Source organism: Pseudoalteromonas sp. P1-26 (assembly GCF_001401795.1).
Classification (GTDB): Bacteria; Pseudomonadota; Gammaproteobacteria; order Enterobacterales; family Alteromonadaceae; genus Pseudoalteromonas.
Map to the genome: position 1 here is coordinate 73,449 of NZ_LKDX01000010.1, position 22,912 is coordinate 96,360.

Annotated in this window: 24 protein-coding genes; 12 read left to right on the plus strand and 12 right to left on the minus strand. The window is 41.0% G+C overall.

The features are described 5' to 3' along the window. Window positions 1–6: 6 nt before the first annotated feature. A complete protein-coding gene (gene trpB, locus AN394_RS07530) occupies window positions 7–1,191 on the plus strand; it encodes a tryptophan synthase subunit beta (protein ID WP_054561984.1) in 1,185 nt (394 codons plus the stop codon). Then, on the plus strand, window positions 1,188–2,000 hold the full coding sequence (gene trpA / locus AN394_RS07535; protein ID WP_055021153.1) for a tryptophan synthase subunit alpha: 813 nt from the start codon (window positions 1,188–1,190) through the stop codon (window positions 1,998–2,000). The genes trpB and trpA overlap by 4 nt, the downstream gene beginning before the upstream one ends. A gap of 61 nt (window positions 2,001–2,061) precedes the next feature. Here the strand turns inward: trpA and AN394_RS07540 are convergent, their stop codons facing one another. Next, a complete protein-coding gene (locus AN394_RS07540; RefSeq protein ID WP_054561226.1) occupies window positions 2,062–2,634 on the minus strand; it encodes a type 1 glutamine amidotransferase domain-containing protein in 573 nt (190 codons plus the stop codon). Between the two features lie 137 nt (window positions 2,635–2,771). After that, window positions 2,772–3,041 carry an HU family DNA-binding protein gene (locus tag AN394_RS07545; protein ID WP_055021154.1) on the minus strand — a complete coding sequence of 90 codons (270 nt, stop codon included), beginning with the start codon at window positions 3,039–3,041 and terminating at the stop codon, window positions 2,772–2,774. Window positions 3,042–3,235: 194 nt separating this feature from the next. Here AN394_RS07545 and AN394_RS07550 point away from each other — a divergent pair, with 194 nt between their 5' ends. Together AN394_RS07550 and AN394_RS07555 are read left to right on the plus strand one after the other, a co-directional pair. Continuing rightward, window positions 3,236–3,823, plus strand: coding sequence for an inner membrane-spanning protein YciB (locus AN394_RS07550; RefSeq protein ID WP_054561224.1), 588 nt, complete (start codon window positions 3,236–3,238; stop codon window positions 3,821–3,823). A gap of 58 nt (window positions 3,824–3,881) precedes the next feature. Then, the gene (locus AN394_RS07555) at window positions 3,882–4,520 is read left to right on the plus strand and encodes a type II CAAX prenyl endopeptidase Rce1 family protein (protein WP_054561223.1); all 639 of its coding nucleotides are present in this window, start codon (window positions 3,882–3,884) and stop codon (window positions 4,518–4,520) included. Between the two features lie 55 nt (window positions 4,521–4,575). Here AN394_RS07555 and AN394_RS07560 read toward each other — a convergent pair whose 3' ends face one another. Beyond that, window positions 4,576–6,000, minus strand: coding sequence for a sodium-dependent transporter (locus tag AN394_RS07560; protein ID WP_054561222.1), 1,425 nt, complete (start codon window positions 5,998–6,000; stop codon window positions 4,576–4,578). 176 nt (window positions 6,001–6,176) lie between these two features. Between AN394_RS07560 and AN394_RS07565 the strand changes: the two genes are divergently transcribed. The 5 genes from AN394_RS07565 to AN394_RS07585 all read left to right on the plus strand — a co-directional run bounded on the left by AN394_RS07565 (window position 6,177) and on the right by AN394_RS07585 (window position 9,290). After that, complete coding sequence (locus AN394_RS07565; protein WP_054552909.1) at window positions 6,177–6,476, plus strand: YciI family protein; 300 nt, start codon at window positions 6,177–6,179, stop codon at window positions 6,474–6,476. A 151-nt stretch (window positions 6,477–6,627) separates the two neighbouring features. Continuing rightward, on the plus strand, window positions 6,628–6,879 hold the full coding sequence (locus tag AN394_RS07570; protein WP_054552908.1) for a PepSY domain-containing protein: 252 nt from the start codon (window positions 6,628–6,630) through the stop codon (window positions 6,877–6,879). Window positions 6,880–6,881: 2 nt separating this feature from the next. Then, entirely contained in the window at window positions 6,882–7,556 is a 675-nt protein-coding gene (locus AN394_RS07575; RefSeq protein ID WP_054552907.1) for a response regulator transcription factor, read from the plus strand. Next, the gene (locus tag AN394_RS07580) at window positions 7,550–8,887 is read left to right on the plus strand and encodes an ATP-binding protein (protein ID WP_054561221.1); all 1,338 of its coding nucleotides are present in this window, start codon (window positions 7,550–7,552) and stop codon (window positions 8,885–8,887) included. Before AN394_RS07575 ends, AN394_RS07580 begins: the two co-directional genes overlap by 7 nt. Next, window positions 8,874–9,290 (plus strand): hypothetical protein, encoded by a 417-nt coding sequence (locus AN394_RS07585; protein WP_054561220.1) that lies wholly within the window; start codon window positions 8,874–8,876, stop codon window positions 9,288–9,290. Before AN394_RS07580 ends, AN394_RS07585 begins: the two co-directional genes overlap by 14 nt. A gap of 47 nt (window positions 9,291–9,337) precedes the next feature. Here AN394_RS07585 and AN394_RS07590 read toward each other — a convergent pair whose 3' ends face one another. After that, window positions 9,338–10,375: an AI-2E family transporter gene (locus tag AN394_RS07590; protein ID WP_054561983.1), complete on the minus strand. Its 1,038-nt coding sequence runs from the start codon at window positions 10,373–10,375 to the stop codon at window positions 9,338–9,340. 152 nt (window positions 10,376–10,527) lie between these two features. Here AN394_RS07590 and AN394_RS07595 point away from each other — a divergent pair, with 152 nt between their 5' ends. The 3 genes from AN394_RS07595 to AN394_RS07605 all read left to right on the plus strand — a co-directional run bounded on the left by AN394_RS07595 (window position 10,528) and on the right by AN394_RS07605 (window position 12,689). Further along, the gene (locus tag AN394_RS07595; RefSeq protein WP_054561219.1) at window positions 10,528–11,118 is read left to right on the plus strand and encodes a hypothetical protein; all 591 of its coding nucleotides are present in this window, start codon (window positions 10,528–10,530) and stop codon (window positions 11,116–11,118) included. 63 nt (window positions 11,119–11,181) lie between these two features. Then, window positions 11,182–12,087 (plus strand): M14 family metallocarboxypeptidase, encoded by a 906-nt coding sequence (locus AN394_RS07600; protein WP_054561982.1) that lies wholly within the window; start codon window positions 11,182–11,184, stop codon window positions 12,085–12,087. 185 nt (window positions 12,088–12,272) lie between these two features. Then, window positions 12,273–12,689: a hypothetical protein gene (locus AN394_RS07605; RefSeq protein WP_054561218.1), complete on the plus strand. Its 417-nt coding sequence runs from the start codon at window positions 12,273–12,275 to the stop codon at window positions 12,687–12,689. Between the two features lie 37 nt (window positions 12,690–12,726). On the opposite strand, the gene ccoG is transcribed toward AN394_RS07605, so the two are convergent. The 8 genes from ccoG to AN394_RS07645 form a co-directional block, all read right to left on the minus strand. Further along, window positions 12,727–14,109 carry a cytochrome c oxidase accessory protein CcoG gene (gene ccoG, locus AN394_RS07610; protein ID WP_055021155.1) on the minus strand — a complete coding sequence of 461 codons (1,383 nt, stop codon included), beginning with the start codon at window positions 14,107–14,109 and terminating at the stop codon, window positions 12,727–12,729. A gap of 151 nt (window positions 14,110–14,260) precedes the next feature. Further along, window positions 14,261–15,667, minus strand: coding sequence for a sigma-54-dependent Fis family transcriptional regulator (locus AN394_RS07615; RefSeq protein WP_054561216.1), 1,407 nt, complete (start codon window positions 15,665–15,667; stop codon window positions 14,261–14,263). A 111-nt stretch (window positions 15,668–15,778) separates the two neighbouring features. After that, complete coding sequence (locus AN394_RS07620; protein WP_054561215.1) at window positions 15,779–16,336, minus strand: DUF1439 domain-containing protein; 558 nt, start codon at window positions 16,334–16,336, stop codon at window positions 15,779–15,781. A 54-nt stretch (window positions 16,337–16,390) separates the two neighbouring features. Then, window positions 16,391–19,072, minus strand: coding sequence for a DUF349 domain-containing protein (locus tag AN394_RS07625; RefSeq protein ID WP_055021156.1), 2,682 nt, complete (start codon window positions 19,070–19,072; stop codon window positions 16,391–16,393). Then, window positions 19,062–19,343, minus strand: coding sequence for a YeaC family protein (locus tag AN394_RS07630; RefSeq protein WP_054561213.1), 282 nt, complete (start codon window positions 19,341–19,343; stop codon window positions 19,062–19,064). The genes AN394_RS07625 and AN394_RS07630 overlap by 11 nt, the downstream gene beginning before the upstream one ends. A gap of 1 nt (window position 19,344) precedes the next feature. Beyond that, the gene (locus AN394_RS07635; protein WP_054553080.1) at window positions 19,345–19,671 is read right to left on the minus strand and encodes a hypothetical protein; all 327 of its coding nucleotides are present in this window, start codon (window positions 19,669–19,671) and stop codon (window positions 19,345–19,347) included. A 151-nt stretch (window positions 19,672–19,822) separates the two neighbouring features. Then, on the minus strand, window positions 19,823–21,325 hold the full coding sequence (locus tag AN394_RS07640; RefSeq protein ID WP_054561212.1) for a sodium:alanine symporter family protein: 1,503 nt from the start codon (window positions 21,323–21,325) through the stop codon (window positions 19,823–19,825). 285 nt (window positions 21,326–21,610) lie between these two features. Beyond that, a complete protein-coding gene (locus AN394_RS07645; RefSeq protein ID WP_055021157.1) occupies window positions 21,611–22,738 on the minus strand; it encodes a M14-type cytosolic carboxypeptidase in 1,128 nt (375 codons plus the stop codon). Window positions 22,739–22,912: the final 174 nt, after the last annotated feature.

Below are 22,912 nucleotides of genomic sequence, written 5' to 3' on the forward strand. Positions count from 1 at the left end.
GTTAGAATGCAAAATCCAGCTTATTTCGGTGAATTCGGTGGTATGTTTGTACCACAGCTGCTTGTGCCAGCTCTCAAGCAACTAGAAGCAGAGTTTAATAAATCACAAAACGATCCAGCTTTTCAGGCTGAGTTTGAAAAACTATTAAATGAATACGCAGGTCGCCCTACACCATTAACACTGACACGTAACTTAGTTAAAAACCCTAAGGTAAAACTGTATTTAAAGCGTGAAGATTTACTCCATGGTGGTGCGCACAAAACCAACCAAGTACTTGGTCAAGCACTCCTTACCAAACGTATGGGTAAAAAAGAAGTCATTGCAGAAACAGGTGCCGGCCAACACGGTGTTGCAACGGCCCTAGCCTGTGCACTACTTGGCTTAAAATGCCGCGTTTACATGGGTGCAAAAGATGTTGAACGTCAGCAACCAAATGTATTTCGTATGAAACTAATGGGCGCAGAGGTTATTCCTGTCACAGCAGGCTCTGGCACCTTAAAAGATGCCGTAAATGAAGCCCTGCGTGACTGGTCAGCAAATTACAAAGATGCTCACTATTTACTAGGCACTGCAGCAGGCCCTCACCCATTCCCTACAATGGTACGTGAGTTCCAAAAAATGATTGGTGAAGAAGCAAAACAACAAGTGCTTAAAGCTGAAGGTCGCTTACCGGATGCGGTGCTGGCTTGTGTAGGTGGTGGTTCTAACGCCATTGGTATGTTTACAGACTTTATTGATGAGCCAAGCGTTAAACTAATTGGTGTAGAGCCTGCTGGTAAAGGCTTAGATACCCACCAGCATGGTGCAACCTTATGTAAAGGCACCAAAGGCATTTTACACGGTACCTATACCTACATTATGCAAGATGATGATGGTCAAATTGAAGAGTCTTACTCTGTATCAGCAGGTCTTGATTACCCTGCTGTTGGCCCACAACATGCTCACTTGCATGAGACTGGCCGTGCTGAGTACGTTGGAATTAGCGATAATGAAGCGCTTGAAGCATTCCAACTACTGGCTAAGAACGAAGGGATCATTCCAGCACTTGAATCAAGCCATGCCCTAGCATATGCCCTTAAATATGCCGAGCAACAAACCGAAGACACTATTTTAGTGGTTAACCTAAGCGGCCGAGGCGATAAAGATTTGGCTCACGTACACAGTGTTTTATCAGAAGGAGGCGCACTATGAGCCAGACTAACCGTTACGGACAACTGTTCGCCACATTAAATGAAACCAACCAAGGTGCTTTTGTACCCTTTGTTACGATTGGCGATCCTAATAAAGCACTGAGCGTAGAAATCATCAAAAGCTTAATTGATGGCGGCGCCGATGCCCTTGAGCTAGGTATTCCATTTTCTGATCCGATTGCAGATGGCCCGGTGATCCAAGCGGCCAACATTCGTGCACTTGATGAAAACATCAATACCCAAGATTGCTTTGATATCATCAAACAAGTGCGCCAGTATAATGCTGATATTCCAATTGGCCTGTTATTGTATTCAAACTTAGTGTTTAAACGTGGCATTGAGAAGTTTTATCAAGATGCTAAAGAGGCCGGTGTCGATTCAATTTTAGTGGCTGACGTGCCGCTACATGAATCAAAGCTATTTCGCCAAACAGCAATGAAAAATGGCATCGACCCAATTTTTATTGCTACACCGAATGCTGATGATGACACTTTACGAGAGTGTGCGTCATATGGTCGTGGTTACACATACCTTCTTTCACGCGCAGGTGTAACAGGCACAGAAACCAAGGCACAAATGCCAGCAGATTCATTAGTTAAAAAACTAAAAGATTACCATGCTGCACCGGCATTACTTGGTTTTGGTGTATCAACACCAGAAGATGTTAAATCAGCTCTTGAGTCAGGAGCTGCTGGTGCGATTTCAGGCTCTGCGGTTGTTAAAATCATCGAGGCAAATCTTGATGATCAAGCAGCAATGCTAACTGGTTTAAAAGAGTTTGTAGCTAGTATGAAAGCAGCTACAAAGTAAGTTTGTTTTATTACTTAAAAAAGGGCCATAAAGGCCCTTTTTTGTACTTAACAATTTATGATTAATGATGGCGGTGCACACCCTCTTTAATCTCTTCTATGAATTTTCGATTAAAGGCTTCCAGGTCGGCTGGGCTTCGGCTTGTGACTATACCCTCATCAACACATACTTCTTGATCAACCCAATTAGCTCCTGCATTGATCAAATCTGTTTTGATACTTGGGTATGAGGTTACTTTGCGCTCCCGTAGTTTGTTAATTTCAGCTAATAGCCATGGACCGTGGCAAATCGCGGCGATAGGTTTGTTTTTACCGGCACTGAAAAAACCATCAACAAAGGCTTTTGCTTCGCTATCTTGACGTAACGTATCTGGGTTGAATAAGCCACCAGGCAGAAGTAACGCGTCATACTCTGCAGAGTCTGCTTCGCTGACTACACGGTCAACACTGACTCGCTCACCCCATTGGTTTTCATCCCATGCGGTGATATCGCCACGTTCAAGTGACACAACTTCGACAAGTGCACCAGCTTCTAATAATGCGCTTCGTGGTGACAATAGTTCGCTTTGCTCAAAACCATTGGTTGCAAGAATGGCAATCTTTTTACCATTCAGTTGGCTATTTAAATTTGACATGTTATCTCCTTATTTAGGTAAACCTAAATGATTAACAGCAGACAACATGCCAAACTTAATGCATTGAAAATGTTGAATAAATTTTCAGGTGTTCTATTTATGCTCTGTAAATACTACAACAGATTTGCAAATCCTGCTTATAAACCGTCTTTGAGTGCTTTAGCAGGTTTAAAAACTGGCTTGTTAGCGCCTTCTATTTCAATTTCTTTACCGGTTTGTGGGTTGCGTCCTTTGCGTGCTGGGTAATAACTTAGAGCAAACGTACCAAAGCCATTAATTTGCACTTGGTCACCCTCAGAAAGAGACTTTTCGATAGCATTTAACATGCTGGTTAAGGCAGCTTGAGTGTCTTTTTTTGTTAATTCACTGTGGGCAGCCATTTGCGATACTAACGCGGCTTTATTCATAAAAAGTGCTCCAAAATACGCCGCTTAATCATCTGAGGTTAAGCGGAAAAAGATAAGGTAAAACAACCTAAACGCAGGTTTAGGCCAGATTGGCTCGGGAGGCTAAGCTTTCAGGGCTGTTAAGTCAACCTTGTATCTTGCGTGATAACTTGATACAACCCAGTATCTTTTTAAATTAGAGCATTTATAAATTTATGCATGCGATTATTGAATACATCCCGCTGATTTTATTTTTTGCGGTTTTCAAGTTAGTTGATATTTATTGGGCAACAGCCTTGCTGATGCTAACCACCTTAATTCAAGTTGCTTACTGTTATTTTAAAGATGGTAAAGTGCCGACCCGTCACTGGGTGTTTTTTGCCATAGCGGTGGTGTTGGGTACCCTCACCTTAGTGTTCCACGATGAGCAGTTTGTTAAATGGAAAGCCACCATTGTGTATGCCATTTTCAGTGTTACTTTATTAGTAAGTCGCTATGTACTTGGCAAAAACCTAGTGAAAAAAGCACTTAGCTCGATTTTAGAAAATGCCTCTGAGAGTAAACAAGAAATCAACGTACCTGAAGCGCTCTGGAATAAGCTTAACCTATTTTGGGTTGCGGTGACTGCAGGTATCTCGGCGCTGAATATCTACATTGCCTATAACTTCTCGCTCGATTTTTGGGTTAACTTTAAAGTGTTTGGCTTAATGGGCATTACCTTTGTTTGCGTGTTAGCAACGATCATCACCCTATTCAAATACTTACCTGAAGATGACGAAGAGAAAGATCCAAAGCAATCTTAATGTCATAAATCTGTCGTCTTAGCTTGTTAGCGTAAACAAAAAACACGCTGAGACGACATTGAACGCTAACCAATACCGCTGGCTTGAATTTACCCTCATATTTGTTTCTCTGCCGCTATTAGGCTTCTTTCTTCGTGCCTACCTCGCTAACTGGCTAATTCCTGCCCTTATTATTTTAATGGCCGTGTGCGGCATGTTGCTTCTGTCTGATCCCCATTTTAAACGCTTTCGTTTAACAAGCCTTGGGCAATTTAGTACGGTAAAACGTCGCTTATTTAGTTTCTTCTTTTTAGGGGCGCTATTCTCTGGAATGTTTTACGGCATTATGAATCAAGAAAACTGGTTTTCACTGCCACGAAACTCATTTAACGACTGGCTAATGTTGTTATTGCTCTACCCCATTTTATCGGTGATGCCGCAAGAGCTTATTTTTAGAACCTATTTTTTCCATCGTTATAAACGCATTATGCCAAGTAAAACAGTGCGTATTATTGTCAGCGCATCAGTGTTTGCGTTAGCGCATATTGTCTATGCAAATGTATTGGCCGTACTGTTGGCATTTTTAGGAGGGCTGTTGTTTTCTTATACGTACGCGCAAAGCCGCTCAACCTTCGTGTGTGTGATTGAACACAGTTTATGGGGACTGTGGATGTTTACCCTAGGTTTGGGTGATGTGCTTGATGCGGGGGCCTTTTAATGTAATAGGTATAAAAAAGCCGCGCAAAGTGCGCGGCTAAGTATTGAACTGGTTTTTAAAATCCGAAAATACTAAATGCAAAAAACTTAGTGGCTACCGTATTTACAAAGATTAGTAATAAAATGGCAGGGATAAACGTTGATAGCGAGAAGTTCACATACTTCTCTGTGAAGCTGCCAATATAACCTTCACAGCCTTGGCTTAGCTCTGCTGATAAGTTCGCTTTTTTCCAACGATACATAACGAATAAACACACCATTAAACCATTAAGCGGTAAAATTGTGTCGTAAAACACATCATAAACGATATCAAATAAGCTCTTATCTGCACCGCCATAGCTAACAAACTTTGTAAGCGAGTCAACCATACCAAATGACATGGTACATAGCACAGTCAATACACCTGTAGATAAAGTTAAGATAGCCAGTGCTTTTTTACGGCTGATACCTTTGCGGTCACTTAATGTTGCAGTTGGCACCTCTACAATTGATACAAGTGACGTAATTGCAGCAAAAAAGACAAGTAAGAAGAATACAAACGCAACAATTGATGCACCCACGTAGCCAATATCAGCTTGTAACGCTAATAAAATTTTTGGTAGGTAGACAAAAATCATCGATACTGACGAGTCAGATAAAGTACTTGGGTCAGTATCTGGGTTAAAACTGAAAATAGCTGGAAGCACCATTAGACCAGCAATAAATGCCACCATCGAATCAGTGACAGCAACCATTTTTGCACTACCAACAATATCGTCTTTCTTAGAGATATACGATGCATAGGTCATTAAGATACCCATACCTAGTGACAACGAGAAAAACGCTTGAGCTAATGCACCATTTAATACGCTGGCATCCATTTTTGAAAAGTCAGGCACAACATAGTACTTTACACCTGCCATTGCGTTATCAAGAGTTAGTACGTAAACAACCAATGCGGTGAGTAGTACAAATAAAGCTGGCATCATAAACTTAGCCGCTTTTTCAATACCTTCTTTAACACCGCCCACTAAAATCAAATTAACGATGATGGCAACCACGGCCATATAACCAAACACGGTGTAGCTATTGATAAAGGTGCCAAAGTTATCTGGCTGGGCCAAGGCATCTAGATTACCAAAAGCGGTTTGCGATAAATAACCGAAAATCCATACAGTGATCACCATATAAAAAACAGCAATCATAAATGGCGTTAATACGGCTAAAAAGCCAGCAAAGTTCCATTTTGGATCATTGCCCGCTAAAAATTTGTATGAACCAAGTGGATCTTTTTGCGCTTTTCGACCCATGGCCATTTCAGCCATCATCACTGGCAAACAGATGAAAATGACAAACAATGCATAGACTAAAAGGAAAGCACCACCGCCGTTTTTTGTAGCTGAAACAGGAAAACCCACTAAGTTTCCGATACCTACAGCAGAACCGGCTGCCGCTAAAATAAAACCGAGGCGGGAGCTAAAATGCTCGCGTTTTTCGCTCATTTAAAAACCTTATTATTATTTTCTCAACCCAGCGACTCTACCAGTGTTACACCGCGTATTTCAAGCTTTATAAGTTAAAGTTATATGGGTTTGTGTAAAGATTATTACGCGAATAATCTCTCGTCTATTGCTAAGAATATGCTACTATTTTTTAAAAATAACATTGAGAACACACCATGCTGTATATGATTTATTCAACTGATGTTGAAAATAGTTTAGAAGCTCGCAAATCTGCACGCCCTGCTCACTTAGCACGCCTTCAAGAATTAGACGATCAAAACCGTTTATTTACGGCAGGCCCATTGCCAGCCATTGATAGTGAAGATCCGGCTGACGCTGGTTTTACTGGTTCATTAGTGGTTGCTGAGTTTGAGTCGTTAGAAGCAGCACGCGAATGGGCTGCAAACGATCCGTATATTGCGGCGGGTGTTTACGACAACTCAGTCGTAAAACCATTTAAAAAAGTATTTGGTTAACCTCTGAACTTAACTGAATCAATAATTCAGTGTTTGTTCACGGCTTATTAACTAAGATTTGGCTATTGAATTACAGAATTTAACGTAATTACTTGAATTTTAGTTAATTGGTTAATTAAACTAAATGGGTCTGGTTTAGGAGTTCCCCGTCATGCGCATATTATTAGCCTTCAGTTTTAGTCTTTTATTTGCATTATCAAGCTTTCATGCTGATGCCAATAAGAAACAAGCCCAAGAGGTGACTAAAAAGCAGGCTGTAACGATCGCCAAAAAATCTGAAGACGGCCGAACCCTAAAAATCACAGAGCAAGATAAAGTATTTACCGTAAGAATTTTAAAAACGAACGGCCACGTGGTTGATGTCCATGTGAACAAAAAGACTGGCGAAGTGAAAAAGGATTAAAAATGCGAATTTTAGTAATTGAAGATGATTTACACTTAGCAGATAACCTTCGTAATGCCCTAGAAAAAGAGCGTTACAGCGTTGACCTTTGTCACGATGGTGAAGCTGGTTTATTCCATATTACCGAATACCCGCTAGATATGGCGGTAGTCGATTTAGGCTTACCAAAAGTAGATGGTATTGAATTAATTACCAAAGCACGTGCACAAGGTATTACCATTCCTATTTTGATTTTAACGGCACGTGACCGTTGGCAAGATAAAGTAGAAGGCTTAGATGCAGGTGCAGATGACTACCTAACTAAACCTTTCCACGTTGAAGAGCTAATTGCCCGCTGTAATGCGCTTATCCGCCGTAGCGCAGGTAAAGCAAACCCAGAAATGACAGCTGGCCCAATTAAAATTCATACTCGCTCACAACAAGTATGGGTTAACGATAAAGAGCTTAGCTTAACGGCGTACGAATACAAAGTTTTAGAGTACCTAATGGTTAATCCACAAAAGGTAATTTCTAAATCTGAACTAACAGAGCACATTTACGACCAAGACTTCGACCTTGATTCAAACGTAATTGAAGTTTTCGTATTGCGTTTACGTAAGAAGCTTGACCCTGATGGTACCCTAAACCCAGTTGAAACATTACGCGGCCGTGGTTATAGGCTAAAAAGTCAGTGGTAGCATCGCAAATACCGCTTAAAGTAAGGCAAGGATTTATCCTTGTCTTTGTTTTATTAGTCGCCCTACCAATTCTGTTTTTCTCAATTGGTAAGGCTTACTACGCCTCTTTGGTCGAAGCGACCGAAAAAACCCTCGAAGCTCACTTATATTCATTAATTTCTGAAGTTGATTTCACTGAACGCGGCATCGTTATGCCAAGTACTATCTTAACGCCAGAACTAAACCGACTAAATTCAGACACCTACGCGATGATTTACCGCGGTGACTTACCGGTTTGGTATTCTGAATCGGCGACCAATATCAATTTTATTCCTGATAACTTTGAAGCCCCTGCAGGCTCTGCTGATTTTCGCCGTGTTGAATACAACAATACCGTATACTGGCAGTTAACGCTTACTGTTATTTTAGAGAACATTGACCAATCAGAGCATGCACGTTTTATTTTATTAAAGCGTAATGATGCCCTACTGAGGCTGATGGATGGTTTTAAGCAAACACTCGTAAATTGGATGTATGTGATGGGTGTGGCCATTGCAGCACTTATGGCGATTGGTTTTGTTTGGAGCGCAAGGCCACTGCAACGACTCGATAAAGAAATTAAAGCCATTGAGTCGGGTGATAACCAACAAATTAAAGGTCTTTACCCGGTTGAACTACAAACCATTAAAGCCGATTTAAACTTATTACTTGAATCGCAGCAGCGCCAAAAAGAGCGTTATCGTGCATCGTTAAGCGACCTTGCTCATGCATTAAAAACGCCATTGGCAGTGCTTAAATCAAGCCCTTTAGCCAATGATGCGGATGCACAAGAGCAGTTAGACCGCATTAATGTGATGATCGAACACCAGTTAAAGCGCGCTGCAACAGGTGCGTCTGACACCTGGAAGAAACAAACCCATATCAAGCCTGTTATTGATTCAATTTTAAGCGCGATGAGCAAGGTTTATCGCGACAAAGATATTATATTTACCTCAGAGGTTAGTGAAAAAGACTATTTCTTGGGTGATAAAACAGATTTGATGGAACTACTTGGTAATTTAATCGATAATGCCTGTAAAGCTTGCCGTTCACAGGTCGATATAAAGGTTAAGCAGAACAAAAAGTTAACGCTCAGTATAAGTGATGATGGCCCAGGTGTTCCTGAGCACAAGCGTGAATCATTACTAACTCGCGGTACCAGACTCGATACCTACGAAAGCGGCCATGGTGTCGGCATGGCTATCGTGTCGGATTTAGTCAACTCGTATAATGGCACATTAACCATTAAAGATGCAGAGAAACTAGCCGGTGCTGAGTTTATATTAGAGTTTAATTACCATGATAAAAAATAAAACATCAATACTCGTAAAAGGCAGCTTTTTAGCTTTAATTGCAAGTGCATCGCAGGCTCAAGCAGAGCAAACGTGTGAGCTTGCGAGCAACAATACCGATGACACAAAACGCTATATTCAATGTCTAGATCAAGTTATCGCCGATATTCAGCGTGACCAAAAGATGTGGATTAATAAGCTCACTATGGATCTTGAGAAAATTAAAGAAGATACCGGTAACAGCCAATTGCTACCGATTTTTAATCGCAGCATCAAGAACCAAGAACGTTATTTAGAAGACAGCTGTCGTTGGCGTTATTTACAAAAAATGCCAAATGGTACGAAAGCCGCTATTGCCTACAAGCAATGTGAAATTGAGATCCTAAAAAACCATGTGCAGGTTTTACAGCGACCTCTAAAGTGATAACACATAAACATATTGAAAAGTAAAAAGGCGCTTAAGCGCCTTTTTTAATCTTCAAGTTTTAGCTCTTCGCCATTGCCAAGCAAGGTAGCAAGCCATCGCCCTTCTTGACTAGTCTCTAAGGCTATTTTAACTATCATGGTCAATGGAACTGATAACAGCATACCCACGGTCCCCATCAGCCAGCCCCAAAAAATCAAGGATAAAAACACCACCAGCGTCGATAAACCCAGCCCTTTACCCATAAAACGCGGCTCGACGATATTACCCATCACCGTGTTTATAACTAAATAACCACCAGCAATAAACCCTGCAACCAGTGGGCCTTGAGTGATCAAAGCAAGTAACACAGGAGGCACCGCAGCAATGATAGAGCCAATGTTAGGGATATAATTAAGCATGAACGCCACTACACCCCAAAGTACAAAGTAATCAACATCAAGTGCCCAAAGCATAAAGCCTGCAAGCATACCTGTGCCTAAGCTAACCAGCGTTTTAATAGCCAGATAAGAATTAATTGAATCTAAGAATCGGTCAACCTGCTGCATTTTCATTTCAGGATCATCCAGTGCTAAATGCACTTTTTTACTCAGCATAGGTCCTTCAAACAACATGAACACCACGGTTAGGATGATCAAAAACAGGTTAGCCATCACGCCACCGAGGCCTGTGAGCATGTTGGTTGCAACATCAATCATTTTGCCCGGATCGAATAAAGAAATAATCTGTTCTTTATCAATCAGGATGTTATAACTCGCTGCAACATTAACCACCCAGACAAATTCTTCTTTTAGTTGTGCTTTGTACTCAGGCAGCTTTTCAGAGAAATCGGTCATCGATTGCCCAACCAATCCGGCAAGGCTTATCCCTACTCCAACAATCATCAACATAACAAACACAACAGCAATCCCTTTAGGGATACCGTATTTGGCAAAGAAACGAATTAAGGGATTACAAATAATGGCAATAAAGGCTGCCAACACAAATGGGATAACAATCACACTTGCGGCTTTAATACCCGCTAAAACAACGACTAAAGCAGCAAATATCACTAAACTTTTATTTACACCAGTCAGGCTCGACAAAATAAAATCCTTGTTAGTTTTTTTATCAGTGTAAGTGAAATACGCCGCAAAAGAAATCACAAAGCAGCTGGCACAATTAATGCTCATTATACGTGCATAATTTGAACAATTTATGATACATATAAGTAAGCGTGCTTTAAAAGGAGCTTTATATGGCACATTTATCCGAACAAGAACTCTCTTTTTTCAACCGTTTATTCGAGGCTGAACGGACTGATAGCGATCCAACCGATACAAAAATGTCTGTTAGGCTTAATTTGCCTGATAAATTAAATGGTTTACTTACCAATGCCAAACTGACACTACTGGCTGAAGTAGGGATTTATCAGTTGTGGTTTCCGCTTGAATTTAGCAAGGACGAGAATGGCCAACTGATCCCTGTACTTAGCGCACCAGAAGTAATAGATACCAAAGGCATCGAACGCAGCTGGCGTACGCCAGATCTTGAAATACACACCGAACAATTTCAAATATTGTCTTTATCAAGTACGGGCGTGTTACTCAAGCCGAAGCGTCAATCACCCGATCTTAATAAAGAGATACTGTTGGCATTTAATTTACCTAGTGAAGAACACGTTATCCTTAGCGTAAAGCTAATACGAACGACCAGTAAAGGGATTGCCGGAAAAATAGTGAAAGTGTGTCAGGGTGAAGATGCACTGCGTAAATACTTATTTGAGACCCATAAGCATCATCATGCAAAGCTGTACGAGCAAGGTAACTTTACTACTGAGCTTATCTAGTTGCAGCAGCTTAACAGCTTAGATAAGCTTGGCGTTTTGCAGCAAGTCACAACAAGGTATTTTATGAGTTACCCTATTGGAACCCCAGGTAAACCGTGGAACGACGCAGATAAGAAAGCATGGTTTGAATTACAGTCAGTAAAGCGTAGCTATTTAGATGATGTTGTATCGCAACTAAACTCTTTATCAAGCGATTTCAATATTGAGCAATATGGCGCATTGAGTTACGACAGAGACAAATACCCACTTTACATTTTAAAGAGCAAGCAATGGCAAGCTAATAAACCGGTTGTGCTGGTTACCGGTGGTGTTCATGGTTATGAAACAAGTGGTGTGCATGGTGCTTTAGCGTTTGCTAAGAGAAGTGCCAAAGACTACTTTGCTGACTTTAATATTTTAGTGGCTCCGTGTATCAGCCCTTGGGGTTATGAAACGATTAACCGCTGGAATCCAAATGCCACGGATCCAAATCGCTCATTCTATGCAGATAGCCCAGCTGAAGAGTCTGCAGCAATTATGCAGTATTTAGCCGACAACGCTATTGCACCTTATGTGCATATTGACCTACATGAAACGACAGACACTGATAATAGTGAGTTTCGCCCTGCTCTAGCAGCACGTGATGCAACGACCCACGATAACTGGAACATTCCTGATGGCTTTTATCTTGTCGCTGATAGTGAGCGTCCGCATGATGCATTTCAAACAGCGATTATAAAATCAGTTGAGAAAGTAACCCACATCGCACCAAGTGATGAGAATAACCAGTTGATTGGTGTGCCACAAACTCAATTTGGTGTGATTAATTACCAAGCGAAAAAACTGGGGTTATGTATGGGCTTAACCGATGCAGAATATGTCACAACAACAGAGGTTTACCCTGATAGCCCACAGGCAAATGACGACATTTGTATTGATGCACAAGTAGCCTCAATTACCGGTGCTTTGAACTATATTGTTAACAAATAGTTAGTTATATTTTAAATCTGGGGTGAATGATTTATCCACCCCAACCTTAAACGACTAGATAAAATTTACACATATATAAATTTAATGAAAAAGTTATGTTTTTTGAAATTTGTATACTAAATAACTAGACACATACATAGAATTGTATAAAATTCGCGCTCTTTTTAATTCAAAAGGGAAGCAAATTGGAATTTAAGAATCACTATGGCAGTGTCAGTATCATCACTGATGGCCCAATTATTATTGGGCAATTTTCTGGTAATATTAACGCACGTTTGGTCAATGACTTTGCAGTCGATTTAAAAAAGCATATTTCTGCTTTAGCTGGAAAGCCGTGGGCATATATTAGTCATTCTACCCAATTACTTGCTACCACCCCTGATGCTGAACGTGGTTTCACGCATTTATTTCGTGCTCTGCAAGGCACTAACTGTATAGCCACCGCTTATATGTTTAGCTCGTCTATTGTGCTTAATCAGATGAAACGCATCATTGCACAAGCGCAATCACCGATTCAAATAATGGACTGTTTATTTGATGATTTAGACAGCGCTAAGGCTTATGTGCTTAAGCAGCTCGAATTTGCAGAAATGGCTTGTTAAAAACAAGCCATTTTCGTTTCTGGAGCCGTGATTGAGGTTAATCTCGGTAAAACTTAGTTTCTTTAGTTATTGCGATATCAGCATCTTCTAATGCTTGAATGTGAAAACTGATAGGCGTTACTTTTGATTTCAGCTCGTAGCCATCTGCAACCACAGTGACAGGCACACGCTTCATCTGACCTGCCTCAACAGTTATCGTTTCAGGCACTTGTAAGCTTGCTTCTTCAATACCACTGATGCCAATTGAATAGCTCAAGCTATGCTGTGTTTTGTTGATAATTGATAAGGTATATGGGTTTTCTACTAAGCCTTCAAAATTTACACGGTACAGGGCATTACGGTCACGAATGACAGAAGCCTCAATAGGTGTACGCATTGCCATCCACACAACCATGCCAACGACAAACAGCGCTGTTAAACCACCATAGCCAAGCAGTTTTAACCTAAATGGATTGGTCGTTTTGCCTTCCATTTGTTTTTCAGAGGCGTACCTGATCAGGCCTTTTTGATAGTTGAATTTTTCCATCGTGCTATCGCACGCATCAATACATAAGCCACAGTTTATGCATTCATACTGCAAGCCATTACGAATATCGATACCGGCTGGGCATACTTCAACACATAGGTTACAGTCTACGCAGTCACCTAAGCCTAACTCTTTAGGATCGGCTTTACGCTTACGCGCACCACGAGACTCCCCTCGCGCTTGATCGTAGGTAACAACTAACGTGTCTTTATCAAACATTACTGATTGAAAACGTGAATAAGGGCATGCGACAGTACACATTTTTTCACGTAAGAATCCCGCATTGCCATAGGTACAAAAAGCAAACAGGAATACCCAAAAGCTGACGATCCCAGACATTTCTAAGGTAAATAAGCTCATGTATAGAGACTTAGCAGGGATGAAATAAGCCATAAATGACATAGATGTAAGCAAAGAGATCAACAGCCAAGCTGCATGCTTAGTGATTTTCTTTTGCCATTTACTCACTGACCAATCAACTTTATCAAGTTTAATACGCTGATTACGGTTACCTTCCACTTTATGTTCGACCCAAGTAAACATCAGCATCCAAATTGTTTGTGGGCAAGTGTAACCACACCAGACACGACCTAACCAGTTAGTGACGAAAAACAAAGCAAACGCCCCTGTCATAAATAACATGGCTAAGATCATAAAATCTTGTGGTAATAGCGTTAAGCCAAATAAAGTAAATTTTTGGCTGGCTACGTCGAGTAAAACAGCTTGACGGCCATCATAGGGGATCCACGGAATGGCGATGAACGTCAGCATTAGCACCCAGCCTAAGTAACGGCGGATACGTTGGAAATACCCCTTTTGCTCACGAATATAAATTGGCCCTTCTTGGTTGTAGGGCTTGATGATTAAGTCTTGCTCTTTAATATCAAATTTCATTTTGCTACTTACTTTTGTGTCGGTAATAACCTGACAGAGCAACAATCAGGCCAACACAAATTAAAAGTAAGTCATTGATATTAAATGGTTAAATTTATATTTGAACATTCAAAAGCACGATATATCGCGAATGCTCGCGGTATATCACGAATCAACGCTTTATCGCTAGCTTTTTCATCTTTGATCTAAGGGTACTTTCTGGCAGGCCCAGCAAGGTTGCAGCACCATTTTCACCTGATATTTGCCCGTTACAGCGTTTTAGCACCTCACAAATATGCTGCTTTTGTACAGCATCAAGAGAAACCACCTGCTCATTTGATTGCTCGTTACTCAAAGGTGCAGACAGCTGTAATACAGCTTGCTTAGACAAAATAGCTTCACGCTCAAGGATATTTTGTAGCTCACGAATATTACCTGGCCAATCATAATTAGCCAATTTAGTGAGTGTTGCTTTGCTTAGCCCTTTTAACTGTTTACCTAAGCGCTTGTTTAACTGCGTAATAATATTTGCTGCAAGTAGTGGAATATCTTCCTTGCGTTCACGAAGCGCAGGCACACGAATAGGAAACACATTTAGGCGATAATACAAGTCCATTCGAAAGCTACCCTGCTCAACCATTTGCCACAAGTTACGATTTGTTGCAGCTAACACTCGGATATCGACTTTTAAAGTCTGACTACCACCGACACGCTCAAACTCTTGCTCTTGTAGGACCCGCAGTAATTTACTTTGCGCCTCTAATGGCAGCTCTGCCACTTCATCTAAAAATAAAGTGCCTTTATCAGCCAGTTCAAAACGCCCTTTTCTGCGTTCATTAGCGCCAGTAAACGCCCCTTTCTCATGACCAAATAACTCAGACTCAATTAAGTTGGCGGAAAACGCCGCGCAGTTTACTTTTATGAAAGGTTGCTCAGCACGATTGCTCAAGCGGTGAAGGTTTCGTGCCACCAGCTCTTTACCCGTGCCGTTTTCACCTAAAATCAAAACCGTACTATTGGTTTGGCTTACCAAGGTAATTTGCTCGAGCATACTTTGAAATGAATGACTTTGCCCAACTAAGCCAGAGTCTTGCCAATCTTCATTTAACTCTGAAATCAGGTAAGCATTTTCAGCTTGTAGCTGCTCAGATAAGTGCTGAACTTGTGCTAAGGCATCACGCAACGCCACTTCTGTTTGCTGTTGTTTGGATACATCGCGAAAAATCGCGACTGCCCCAATCAAGGCACCATTTTTATAAACTGGCGTTGAAGTATACTCAACAGCAAAATAGCTTCCATCTTTACGCCAGAATACTTCATCGTTTACATGACGGTGTTTGCCATCGAACATAGTGCAATATATTTGGCATTCATCCGCCGGGTATGGTGAGCCATCTTTACGAGTGTGATGATGATATTGATGTATTTTTTTGCCAAGGAGTTCGTCTGCTTTCCAGCCTGTCATGCGCTCCGCAGCAGGGTTTACAAAAACTGCATTACCCGATAAATCGAAGCCATAAATACCTTCACCTACGGCATTTAGCAGTAATGTGGGGTCGTTTAAAAATTCCTTGATCATAGCTATCACTCAATTCGCGAAATATCACGAGCAATTATGACAAGGTTGAACATGCTTAACAAGCAATTACAAAAAAAGCGGCTAGAAGCCGCTTTAAAATATCAAATAGTTTTACAGTGTGGGCACTAAAATAATTTCACCCTGAGATACTTTCATATCTAATGGTAGTTTGCTCAACAGTGCGACTTTAGGGTCGTTCATATTTAGCTTATAGACAGGGTTAACCGCTAAAAAGCCGTTAATCACTTGCATTGCTTGGTCATCTAATAAGTTTAAGCTGCCCTTAAAACCCGCGGTGTCGATTGTTGTATCAACCAGTTTTACATTACGTAAAAAGACCGCTTTTTTCTCGCTGTCATAAAATGGGCTGCCTTCAATTTGTAGTTTTAAGCGTACTGGATACTTAAGCGCAAACGCTTTGATAACAGCACTAGAATCAGCTCCTAAAACCACCACATCACGCTTATCTGGGCCAACATTGACACTCAGGTCGTTTACTGCAAAATCAACTGGTAAGCCCATCAGCTTAATCTGTTCACTTAGTTTTGGTAATTGATTAGCAAGTGCTGCTTCAATCTCAGAATTGGTAAACGAGTAAACAGACATCCCTTGGTCTGTACTTTTACATGCCCCTAAAAATAAACAGGTAAGTAGTAATAAAATTCTCATTGTTTTCCTCAAAAACACACGGAAAAAAACCGCTTTAAAAAGCGGTTTTATTCGTTAAATTGCAAATATTGCTTTAAGTCTTGCTAGTGTGTCAGCTGAAACTGAACCCTCACTGACTGCAAGTAATTGCTTTAAGTAATAATAAACATCTGCGTGCTCACCACGGTGTTTATCATCTAACATCGCAACTTGCTCTGTCATACGTAACTGACTATCGGCCGATTCTACGCCTGCCAGAATTTCGATACGAGTTAACAGCTGCGCAGCGTTTAGCTTAGTTGTTAATGAAGCTTGAAACTGTGAAGGCAGTTCACTGCCGCTCTCAAGAGCAGCAAATAAAGCCGTTAACTTAGACTGCTCTGCTTGCTTACTGATCTGCGCTGTTTTTGCGCTAATCGCTGTCTCTAACTGAGTCACGCGTGCCGATAATGCTTTTGAGTACTCAAGCTCTGCAAGCTTCACTGTTAAATCTTTAAGCTGTGCAAGGTGCACCACGGTCTCAAGTGCAGACTCAAGCTCACTTAATTGCTCTGCAGCAACTTCGTCATTTTGTTGCTGAACTTGCTTTTGCTGTTCAAACTCGGCACTGCGCTTAGCAAAGGTGTCGTCATTAACTCGTCTGAATTGCTGCCATAAAGTGTTTTCAGCTTTCATTCCAGCAAAGCCAATAGTCTGCCATGTTTGTTGCAGTGCTTTTAGCTCTTGGCACGCAGCAGCTAAATCATCGCTTTGCGATAACTGTGTTGCTTGCTCAACAAGTACAGCTTTTTGCTCAGCATTTGCTTTATGAAATGCAGCAAGTTGACCTTGAACTTGTGATTGCACAGCTTTAAATTGCGCTTGTAGTTCACGATATGTTTTAGGATCGACGTTACCTGCAGAGCGCCACGCTTTAGCGGTACGGTTAAACTTGCTTTCAAACTGCTTCCAATCAAACTCATCAGAAGAGGTATCAAGCTCTGTTAACTGCTGCATTTGAGAGATTATTTCAACGCGCTGTGCTTTAGCTTGCTCACGTTGTTGCTCTTGCTCTGCGAAATACTCACGACACGGCGCAAACAGTAATTCAATTTGTTGATCGAATAACTCACCTTGTTGCTTTTCTGCATCAGTATCTAAACGCCCTAACTCATTCCAACGACGACGTAACTGTTTAACTTGCTCTGCGCGTTGTTTAGGGTCAGTGCACTCGGTTGCAACAAGTTCATTTACTTCAACAAGTAATGCCTCACGCTTTGGCGCTGATGCGTATTTTTGCCAATCTTTTGCTTCGGCTAACTGTGTTTCTAAATCAGCTTTCAAGCTATTTAATGGCTGCTTGTAATAGTCTGTAAGTGTTGCGTATAGCTCTTCAAAACCTTTAAACACACCAAAGGCAACATTAAAGCGACCTTGGTCAATTAAGCGTTTTACATCACGAGCTTTACGCTTCGCTGTTTGTTGATTTTTCTCAAACTTATTCGTCAGCGGTGCCATCGCTTGCTGCCAGCTGTTTACTACTTCAGCTAAATTGGCTTTAAAGCGACCCTGTAAACGACTAGGAATACTTGCCAGCTTTTTGCGTGCTAATTTTTGCTGTTGCTCAAACTGCTGTTTTAGCCCGTCAAACTCGCTTTCGTCTTCGGTTGTCGCAACGATATTTAATTGATCAAATGCCCCTTTAAACTCAGCAATAGCACTAACCAGTTGCGGTAACTGTTCGACTTGGTTAAATAAATTTGTTAAGTGCAGTTTTACATCACTAACATGTTTGTTCTCAGATAAGTTCGCCTCTGCTAACGCATCTTTTGCCTCTGCAACTTTTGCCTCGAGCCAATCTTGCTGAATTTGCTCTGGCGTTTCTAAGCCTAATTGCAATGCATTTTCAATTTCTTCGCCAATTGCTTCAAGACTCGCCAGTGCTAATACCTGACGTTGTTGTTCAGCTAACGCTTGCTGCGTTGCTTCATGCTCTTTACTTAAAACTGCAATATGAGATTCAAGCTTTTGCGTAATCGCTGAATATTTCTTATCTAACGTGCTTACTTGCTCATCGCTCAGCCATTTTAGTTCGATAGCTTGCCACTGCTGTAATAACTCAGCATGTTGCATCGACACTAACTGAAAGTCATTTTTATCACGAAGCGCATTAAGCTTTGCTAATACTACACGTGTATCAGCTTCTACTTTGGCAGGCATTTCTATCGCTAAGCGTTCATTGTCAAGATGAGTCGCCAGTTGTGTGTGTGCCTCACCTTTTGCATGCTTTAATAGTGATTTAGCAAGTTGATGATTAATCACAAGCTCAACAAGTTGCAATTGCAGCTCTTCACGGCCTTCTTTAAAAGCTTTATCAATTAAGCTTGGGTTTGCTAAACGCTTTAATAACTTAACGCGAACTTGAAGTTCTTTTTCTGCAAAGGCGAGTTTCTCAAGAGTTTTGACTGGTGCATAACGCTCAATAAATTCATTTTTGATATTTGCATCTAGCTGGCTATCGGTATTTAAAACCGCTTGGTTAATATGCTGTTCTGCAACGTCTTTAAGTGCTTGGTCTTGCTTGTATGCTTGCCACCATAAAACAATATCGTTCACTTTGTTTAATGCTTTTTTGCGGATCTCAGCTGAGCTGTCTTCAAGGGCAATGCTATTTAAGATGCTAAGGTCACGCTCTGTATCAAGACGTTCTACCGCAGCTAAACGCACTTGGTTTTTAGGATGCTTCCACTTTGGAGTAAACAGGTGTTTAAAGATCATTTTCACTAAACCTAGCTATTTCATTTTCTGATGCGAATTCTTTTTGCAATTGAGCTTTGCTCTTTTGCACCATTTCACCATTTGCGCCAATGGTAAACTGCTCATTGCTTTGCGAAACTTTAGCTTGATAAAGCATCACGAGTTGAACGGTTTGTTGTTTTTGTTCTTCAGACAAAGGAGTGCCGTCAGGCCACTTACCCGTTGAGGCACCATACTGAAGACGTTCAAATACTTCTGGGGTGATATTTTTAACGATGTGATCAATATTCATGTTACTTTTTCTTTTTTAAAACAACTAAATAGATGCGGCTTACAAGATACCACACAAAACCTACTGCCATTGCCGATGTATAGGCATACCACTCAAGAGACTTTGCTTCGGGGTGCATAAAGTAATAACAGAAAAAGCCCCCTAAAAATAAAATCAGTGCGAGGAAAGACTGATTCATAAACTTTTGTTGTCTACGAATGCGCGTTTCTTTTTGCATTTGCTGCAATTGCTCATTGCTTAGATCGGTGACTTGGCATTCACAATGCGGGCATTGCTTATGTTTGTCAGATATTGATTTTGCACACTGCGGGCAACTAATAATCGCCATATCTTTCTCCATACTACGCATAAAAAAGGCGCCTTTAGGCGCCCTTTATTGTACTTGTTTTATGAGTCGATGTCTTATTTGAATTTCATTCATTTGTGAAGATTCGAAAACCTGCACAACTAAATTCACTACAAAAACTCAAAAACCTGATTTATTGTTTCTGTTTCGCCTTTTCAGCTAGACGCTTTTCCCAGAAAGTCGCATTTTTAATGCCTAATTTAACTGGATCAAAAGTGATTTCGCCACCGGCTTTCTTTTGATCTTCGTAATCACGTAAGCAGTTAAGGGCAGGTTTTGCGACAAAGAAAATAGCCAAAATACCGACAATGTTGATCCAGGCCATTAAGCCTACGCCAATATCACCAATATTCCAGATATAACCAGAGCTGTTTACCATGCCGTAAGCAACCATAAACATGATGACTAGCTTAACAATAACCAGTGGAATATTGCCTTTGAAATAACGGTTTAAGTAAGCAACGTTCGTTTCAGCAATATAGTAATAAGCAAGAATTGTGGTAAATGCGAAGAAGAATAAAGCAATACCAACGAATGCTTCACCAAAGCCACCAAATACGCTAAATAATGCCATTTGTGTGAAAGCAGCAGAGCCTACTTCTGTTGCAGCATCAACGTTTTGCACAATGAATTGACCTGCAGGTAACTCACCCACAATGTTGTATTGTTTAGTGATTAGAATCATTAACGCCGTTGCTGTACAAACAAAAATGGTATCAACATAAACAGAAAATGCTTGCACTAAACCTTGTTGAGCTGGGTGATCAACTTCAGCAGCTGATGCTGCATGTGGACCCGTACCTTGACCTGCTTCGTTTGAGTAAATACCACGTTTAACACCCCAACCAATAGCAGCACCAAAGCCTGCTTGCGCGGTGAATGCATCAGATAAGATCATTGAGAAGATACCTGGCACTTTATCTAGGTTTAAGAAAACCACGATTAAAGCTAACACGATGTAACCTAGTGCCATAAATGGCACCACGATTTGTGTGAAGTTTGCGATACGTTTAATGCCACCAAAGATGATAAATGCAAGCACAATTAAGATGATTGCAAGAGCAACAAGCTTAAAGCTACCTACTTCACCAAAGCTGGTGCTAACCAATGTGCCTTCACCAAAAACTTGTGTGAATGCATTACCTACCGCATTCGCTTGAACGCCCGGAAGGAACACACCACAAGCAATAATCGCCGATACTGCAAATAATACGGCTAACCACTTTTGCTGTAAGCAGCGGTCGAAGTAAAATGCTGGACCACCGCGATATTGACCATCTTCTTCTGATTTATAAATCTGACCAAGAGTTGACTCGGCATACGCAGTACTTGCGCCAAGGAACGCAACTATCCACATCCAAAAAATCGCCCCTGGACCACCAAAGCCGATTGCTGCAGCAACCCCGGCAATATTACCGACACCTACACGGCCTGATAACGATACAGCAAGTGCTTGGAACGAAGAAATACCCGTATCTGAATTATTAGAGCTAAGCAATAATTTACACATTTCTTTAAAATGTCTAACTTGTGCGAATCGGGTTAAAACGGAATAAAACAGACCTGCACCTAGACATAAATAAATGAGTGCACTACTCCAAATTATGTCATTAACGGCGCTTACTAAAGCTTCCATGGATATCCTCTATGATTATATTTTTTATTGTTAGTTACGATACTCAGCGTGAGCTTGTGAGAATGCGCGACACGATGACTGTGAGAAATAAAAATGAGATTTTGTTACTTCACAGCTGAACATATTGAATATTAACTTAAACCCACCAAGTTTGTTAACAGTTAATTTTCAATATGCTAAATGTACCTACCTCGTTAACATTTGATGCATCCTGCTCTACACCGTCATTTTTCAGTCAACAGATACAATTACGGGCATCAGTTTTGCTGATGCCCGTAAGGTTCGTTATCTTAATTTATCAACCACGTTAACAATAGCCGCTAACGTATCTTGACCAAATTGATACGAGCGACGGTCTGACCAGCCGTAATCTGGATCTGGTAAATCATCGTTATCTTTAAATGGCATCTCTACCGTGTAAGCTAATGCATTAAATTCATGCGCGACAGCAGAAGAACCGACAGTTAAGTTAGCCTGGCCCGGCTCATCTTTTGGATAACCATGTTCGTCTTGGAACTCAGGCGTCACAGTTAAAAGCGCAGCTTTAAAGCTATCTTCTAACTCTTTTAAGCGATCATCGTAGCCTGGAATACCTTCACTACCCGCAACAAAGTTATAAGGAATTGCCTCGTCACCATGAATATCTAAGTGCATATCAAGGCCCGTTTCACGCATTTTGTTAAGCACTAAGAAAACTTCAGGGCTATTTTCCATGCTCGGTGTTTGCCATTCACGGTTCAAGTTAACGCCTTTAGCGTTAGTACGTAGGTGACCACGCACACTGCCATCTGGGTTCATATTTGGCACGATGTAGAATACCGCTCTAGATAATAGTGCCGCTGCATGTGGGTCTTCATCATCAAGTAATTTATGAAGTAAACCTTCAACGTACCACTCAGCCATAGTTTCGCCTGGGTGCTGGCGCGCCGTGATCCAGATTTTTTTCTTCTCACTGCTAGGAATACCCACTCGTAAAACACTCATGTCACGACCATCAAGGGTTTCGCCTAATGTTTCTAATTCACAAGCATGCTGGCTTTGTGCCCATGCAAGTAAATCTAAGTGACGGTCATAGCTGTATGGCGCAAAGTAAGCAAAGTACATGCTGCTACACTCAGGCTCTACTTCAAATGATAGTGTGCCGTTTGCGTACTCTGATGGTACACGGAACCAAGTTTGACGGTCGTATGATGCAACCGCATGATAACCTTCCCAGCCATCAGGGTATGCTGAGTTCTCTAGGTTATTAATGTGTAATTTATGGTTTTGAAACGCAGTTGTTTCAAGACGAAAGTGAAACCACTGGAAAAAATCAGACTGATTGTCTTTATTGATTTCTAATTGAATATTCAGTGGATCAACGGCTTCAATAACCTTGATATTACCACTGTCAAAATTGCTGGTGATTCTCATTCTATAAACCTATTGGTTAAAAATAATTCTTAGCTATTCGCTTGTTAGTTAAGAATTAAGTCAACGCTCTGTAGTTAGAACGTTTTGTTAGTAATATGGTGTAGACCCTTAACAGCCTATCACATGCTGAAAATTTGCAAAAACTTTCACGACTAAAAAAGCCAGCATAATGCT

Bases quoted from the DNA above. Each gene is read 5' to 3' on its own strand.
- AN394_RS07635 (WP_054553080.1), bottom strand. From the start codon at position 19,671: ATGGCGATTATTAGTTGCCCGCAGTGTGCAAAATCAATATCTGACAAA.
- ccoG (WP_055021155.1), bottom strand. From the start codon at position 14,109: ATGAAATTTGATATTAAAGAGCAAGACTTAATCATCAAGCCCTACAAC.
- AN394_RS07645 (WP_055021157.1), bottom strand. From the start codon at position 22,738: ATGAGAATCACCAGCAATTTTGACAGTGGTAATATCAAGGTTATTGAA.
- AN394_RS07545 (WP_055021154.1), bottom strand. From the start codon at position 3,041: ATGAATAAAGCCGCGTTAGTATCGCAAATGGCTGCCCACAGTGAATTA.
- AN394_RS07640 (WP_054561212.1), bottom strand. From the start codon at position 21,325: ATGGAAGCTTTAGTAAGCGCCGTTAATGACATAATTTGGAGTAGTGCA.
- trpA (WP_055021153.1), top strand. From the start codon at position 1,188: ATGAGCCAGACTAACCGTTACGGACAACTGTTCGCCACATTAAATGAA.
- AN394_RS07575 (WP_054552907.1), top strand. From the start codon at position 6,882: ATGCGAATTTTAGTAATTGAAGATGATTTACACTTAGCAGATAACCTT.
- AN394_RS07625 (WP_055021156.1), bottom strand. From the start codon at position 19,072: ATGATCTTTAAACACCTGTTTACTCCAAAGTGGAAGCATCCTAAAAAC.
- AN394_RS07540 (WP_054561226.1), bottom strand. From the start codon at position 2,634: ATGTCAAATTTAAATAGCCAACTGAATGGTAAAAAGATTGCCATTCTT.
- AN394_RS07570 (WP_054552908.1), top strand. From the start codon at position 6,628: ATGCGCATATTATTAGCCTTCAGTTTTAGTCTTTTATTTGCATTATCA.
- AN394_RS07630 (WP_054561213.1), bottom strand. From the start codon at position 19,343: ATGAATATTGATCACATCGTTAAAAATATCACCCCAGAAGTATTTGAA.
- AN394_RS07615 (WP_054561216.1), bottom strand. From the start codon at position 15,667: ATGATCAAGGAATTTTTAAACGACCCCACATTACTGCTAAATGCCGTA.
- AN394_RS07600 (WP_054561982.1), top strand. From the start codon at position 11,182: ATGAGTTACCCTATTGGAACCCCAGGTAAACCGTGGAACGACGCAGAT.
- trpB (WP_054561984.1), top strand. From the start codon at position 7: ATGCAAAATCCAGCTTATTTCGGTGAATTCGGTGGTATGTTTGTACCA.
- AN394_RS07565 (WP_054552909.1), top strand. From the start codon at position 6,177: ATGCTGTATATGATTTATTCAACTGATGTTGAAAATAGTTTAGAAGCT.
- AN394_RS07620 (WP_054561215.1), bottom strand. From the start codon at position 16,336: ATGAGAATTTTATTACTACTTACCTGTTTATTTTTAGGGGCATGTAAA.
- AN394_RS07595 (WP_054561219.1), top strand. From the start codon at position 10,528: ATGGCACATTTATCCGAACAAGAACTCTCTTTTTTCAACCGTTTATTC.
- AN394_RS07560 (WP_054561222.1), bottom strand. From the start codon at position 6,000: ATGAGCGAAAAACGCGAGCATTTTAGCTCCCGCCTCGGTTTTATTTTA.
- AN394_RS07550 (WP_054561224.1), top strand. From the start codon at position 3,236: ATGCATGCGATTATTGAATACATCCCGCTGATTTTATTTTTTGCGGTT.
- AN394_RS07585 (WP_054561220.1), top strand. From the start codon at position 8,874: ATGATAAAAAATAAAACATCAATACTCGTAAAAGGCAGCTTTTTAGCT.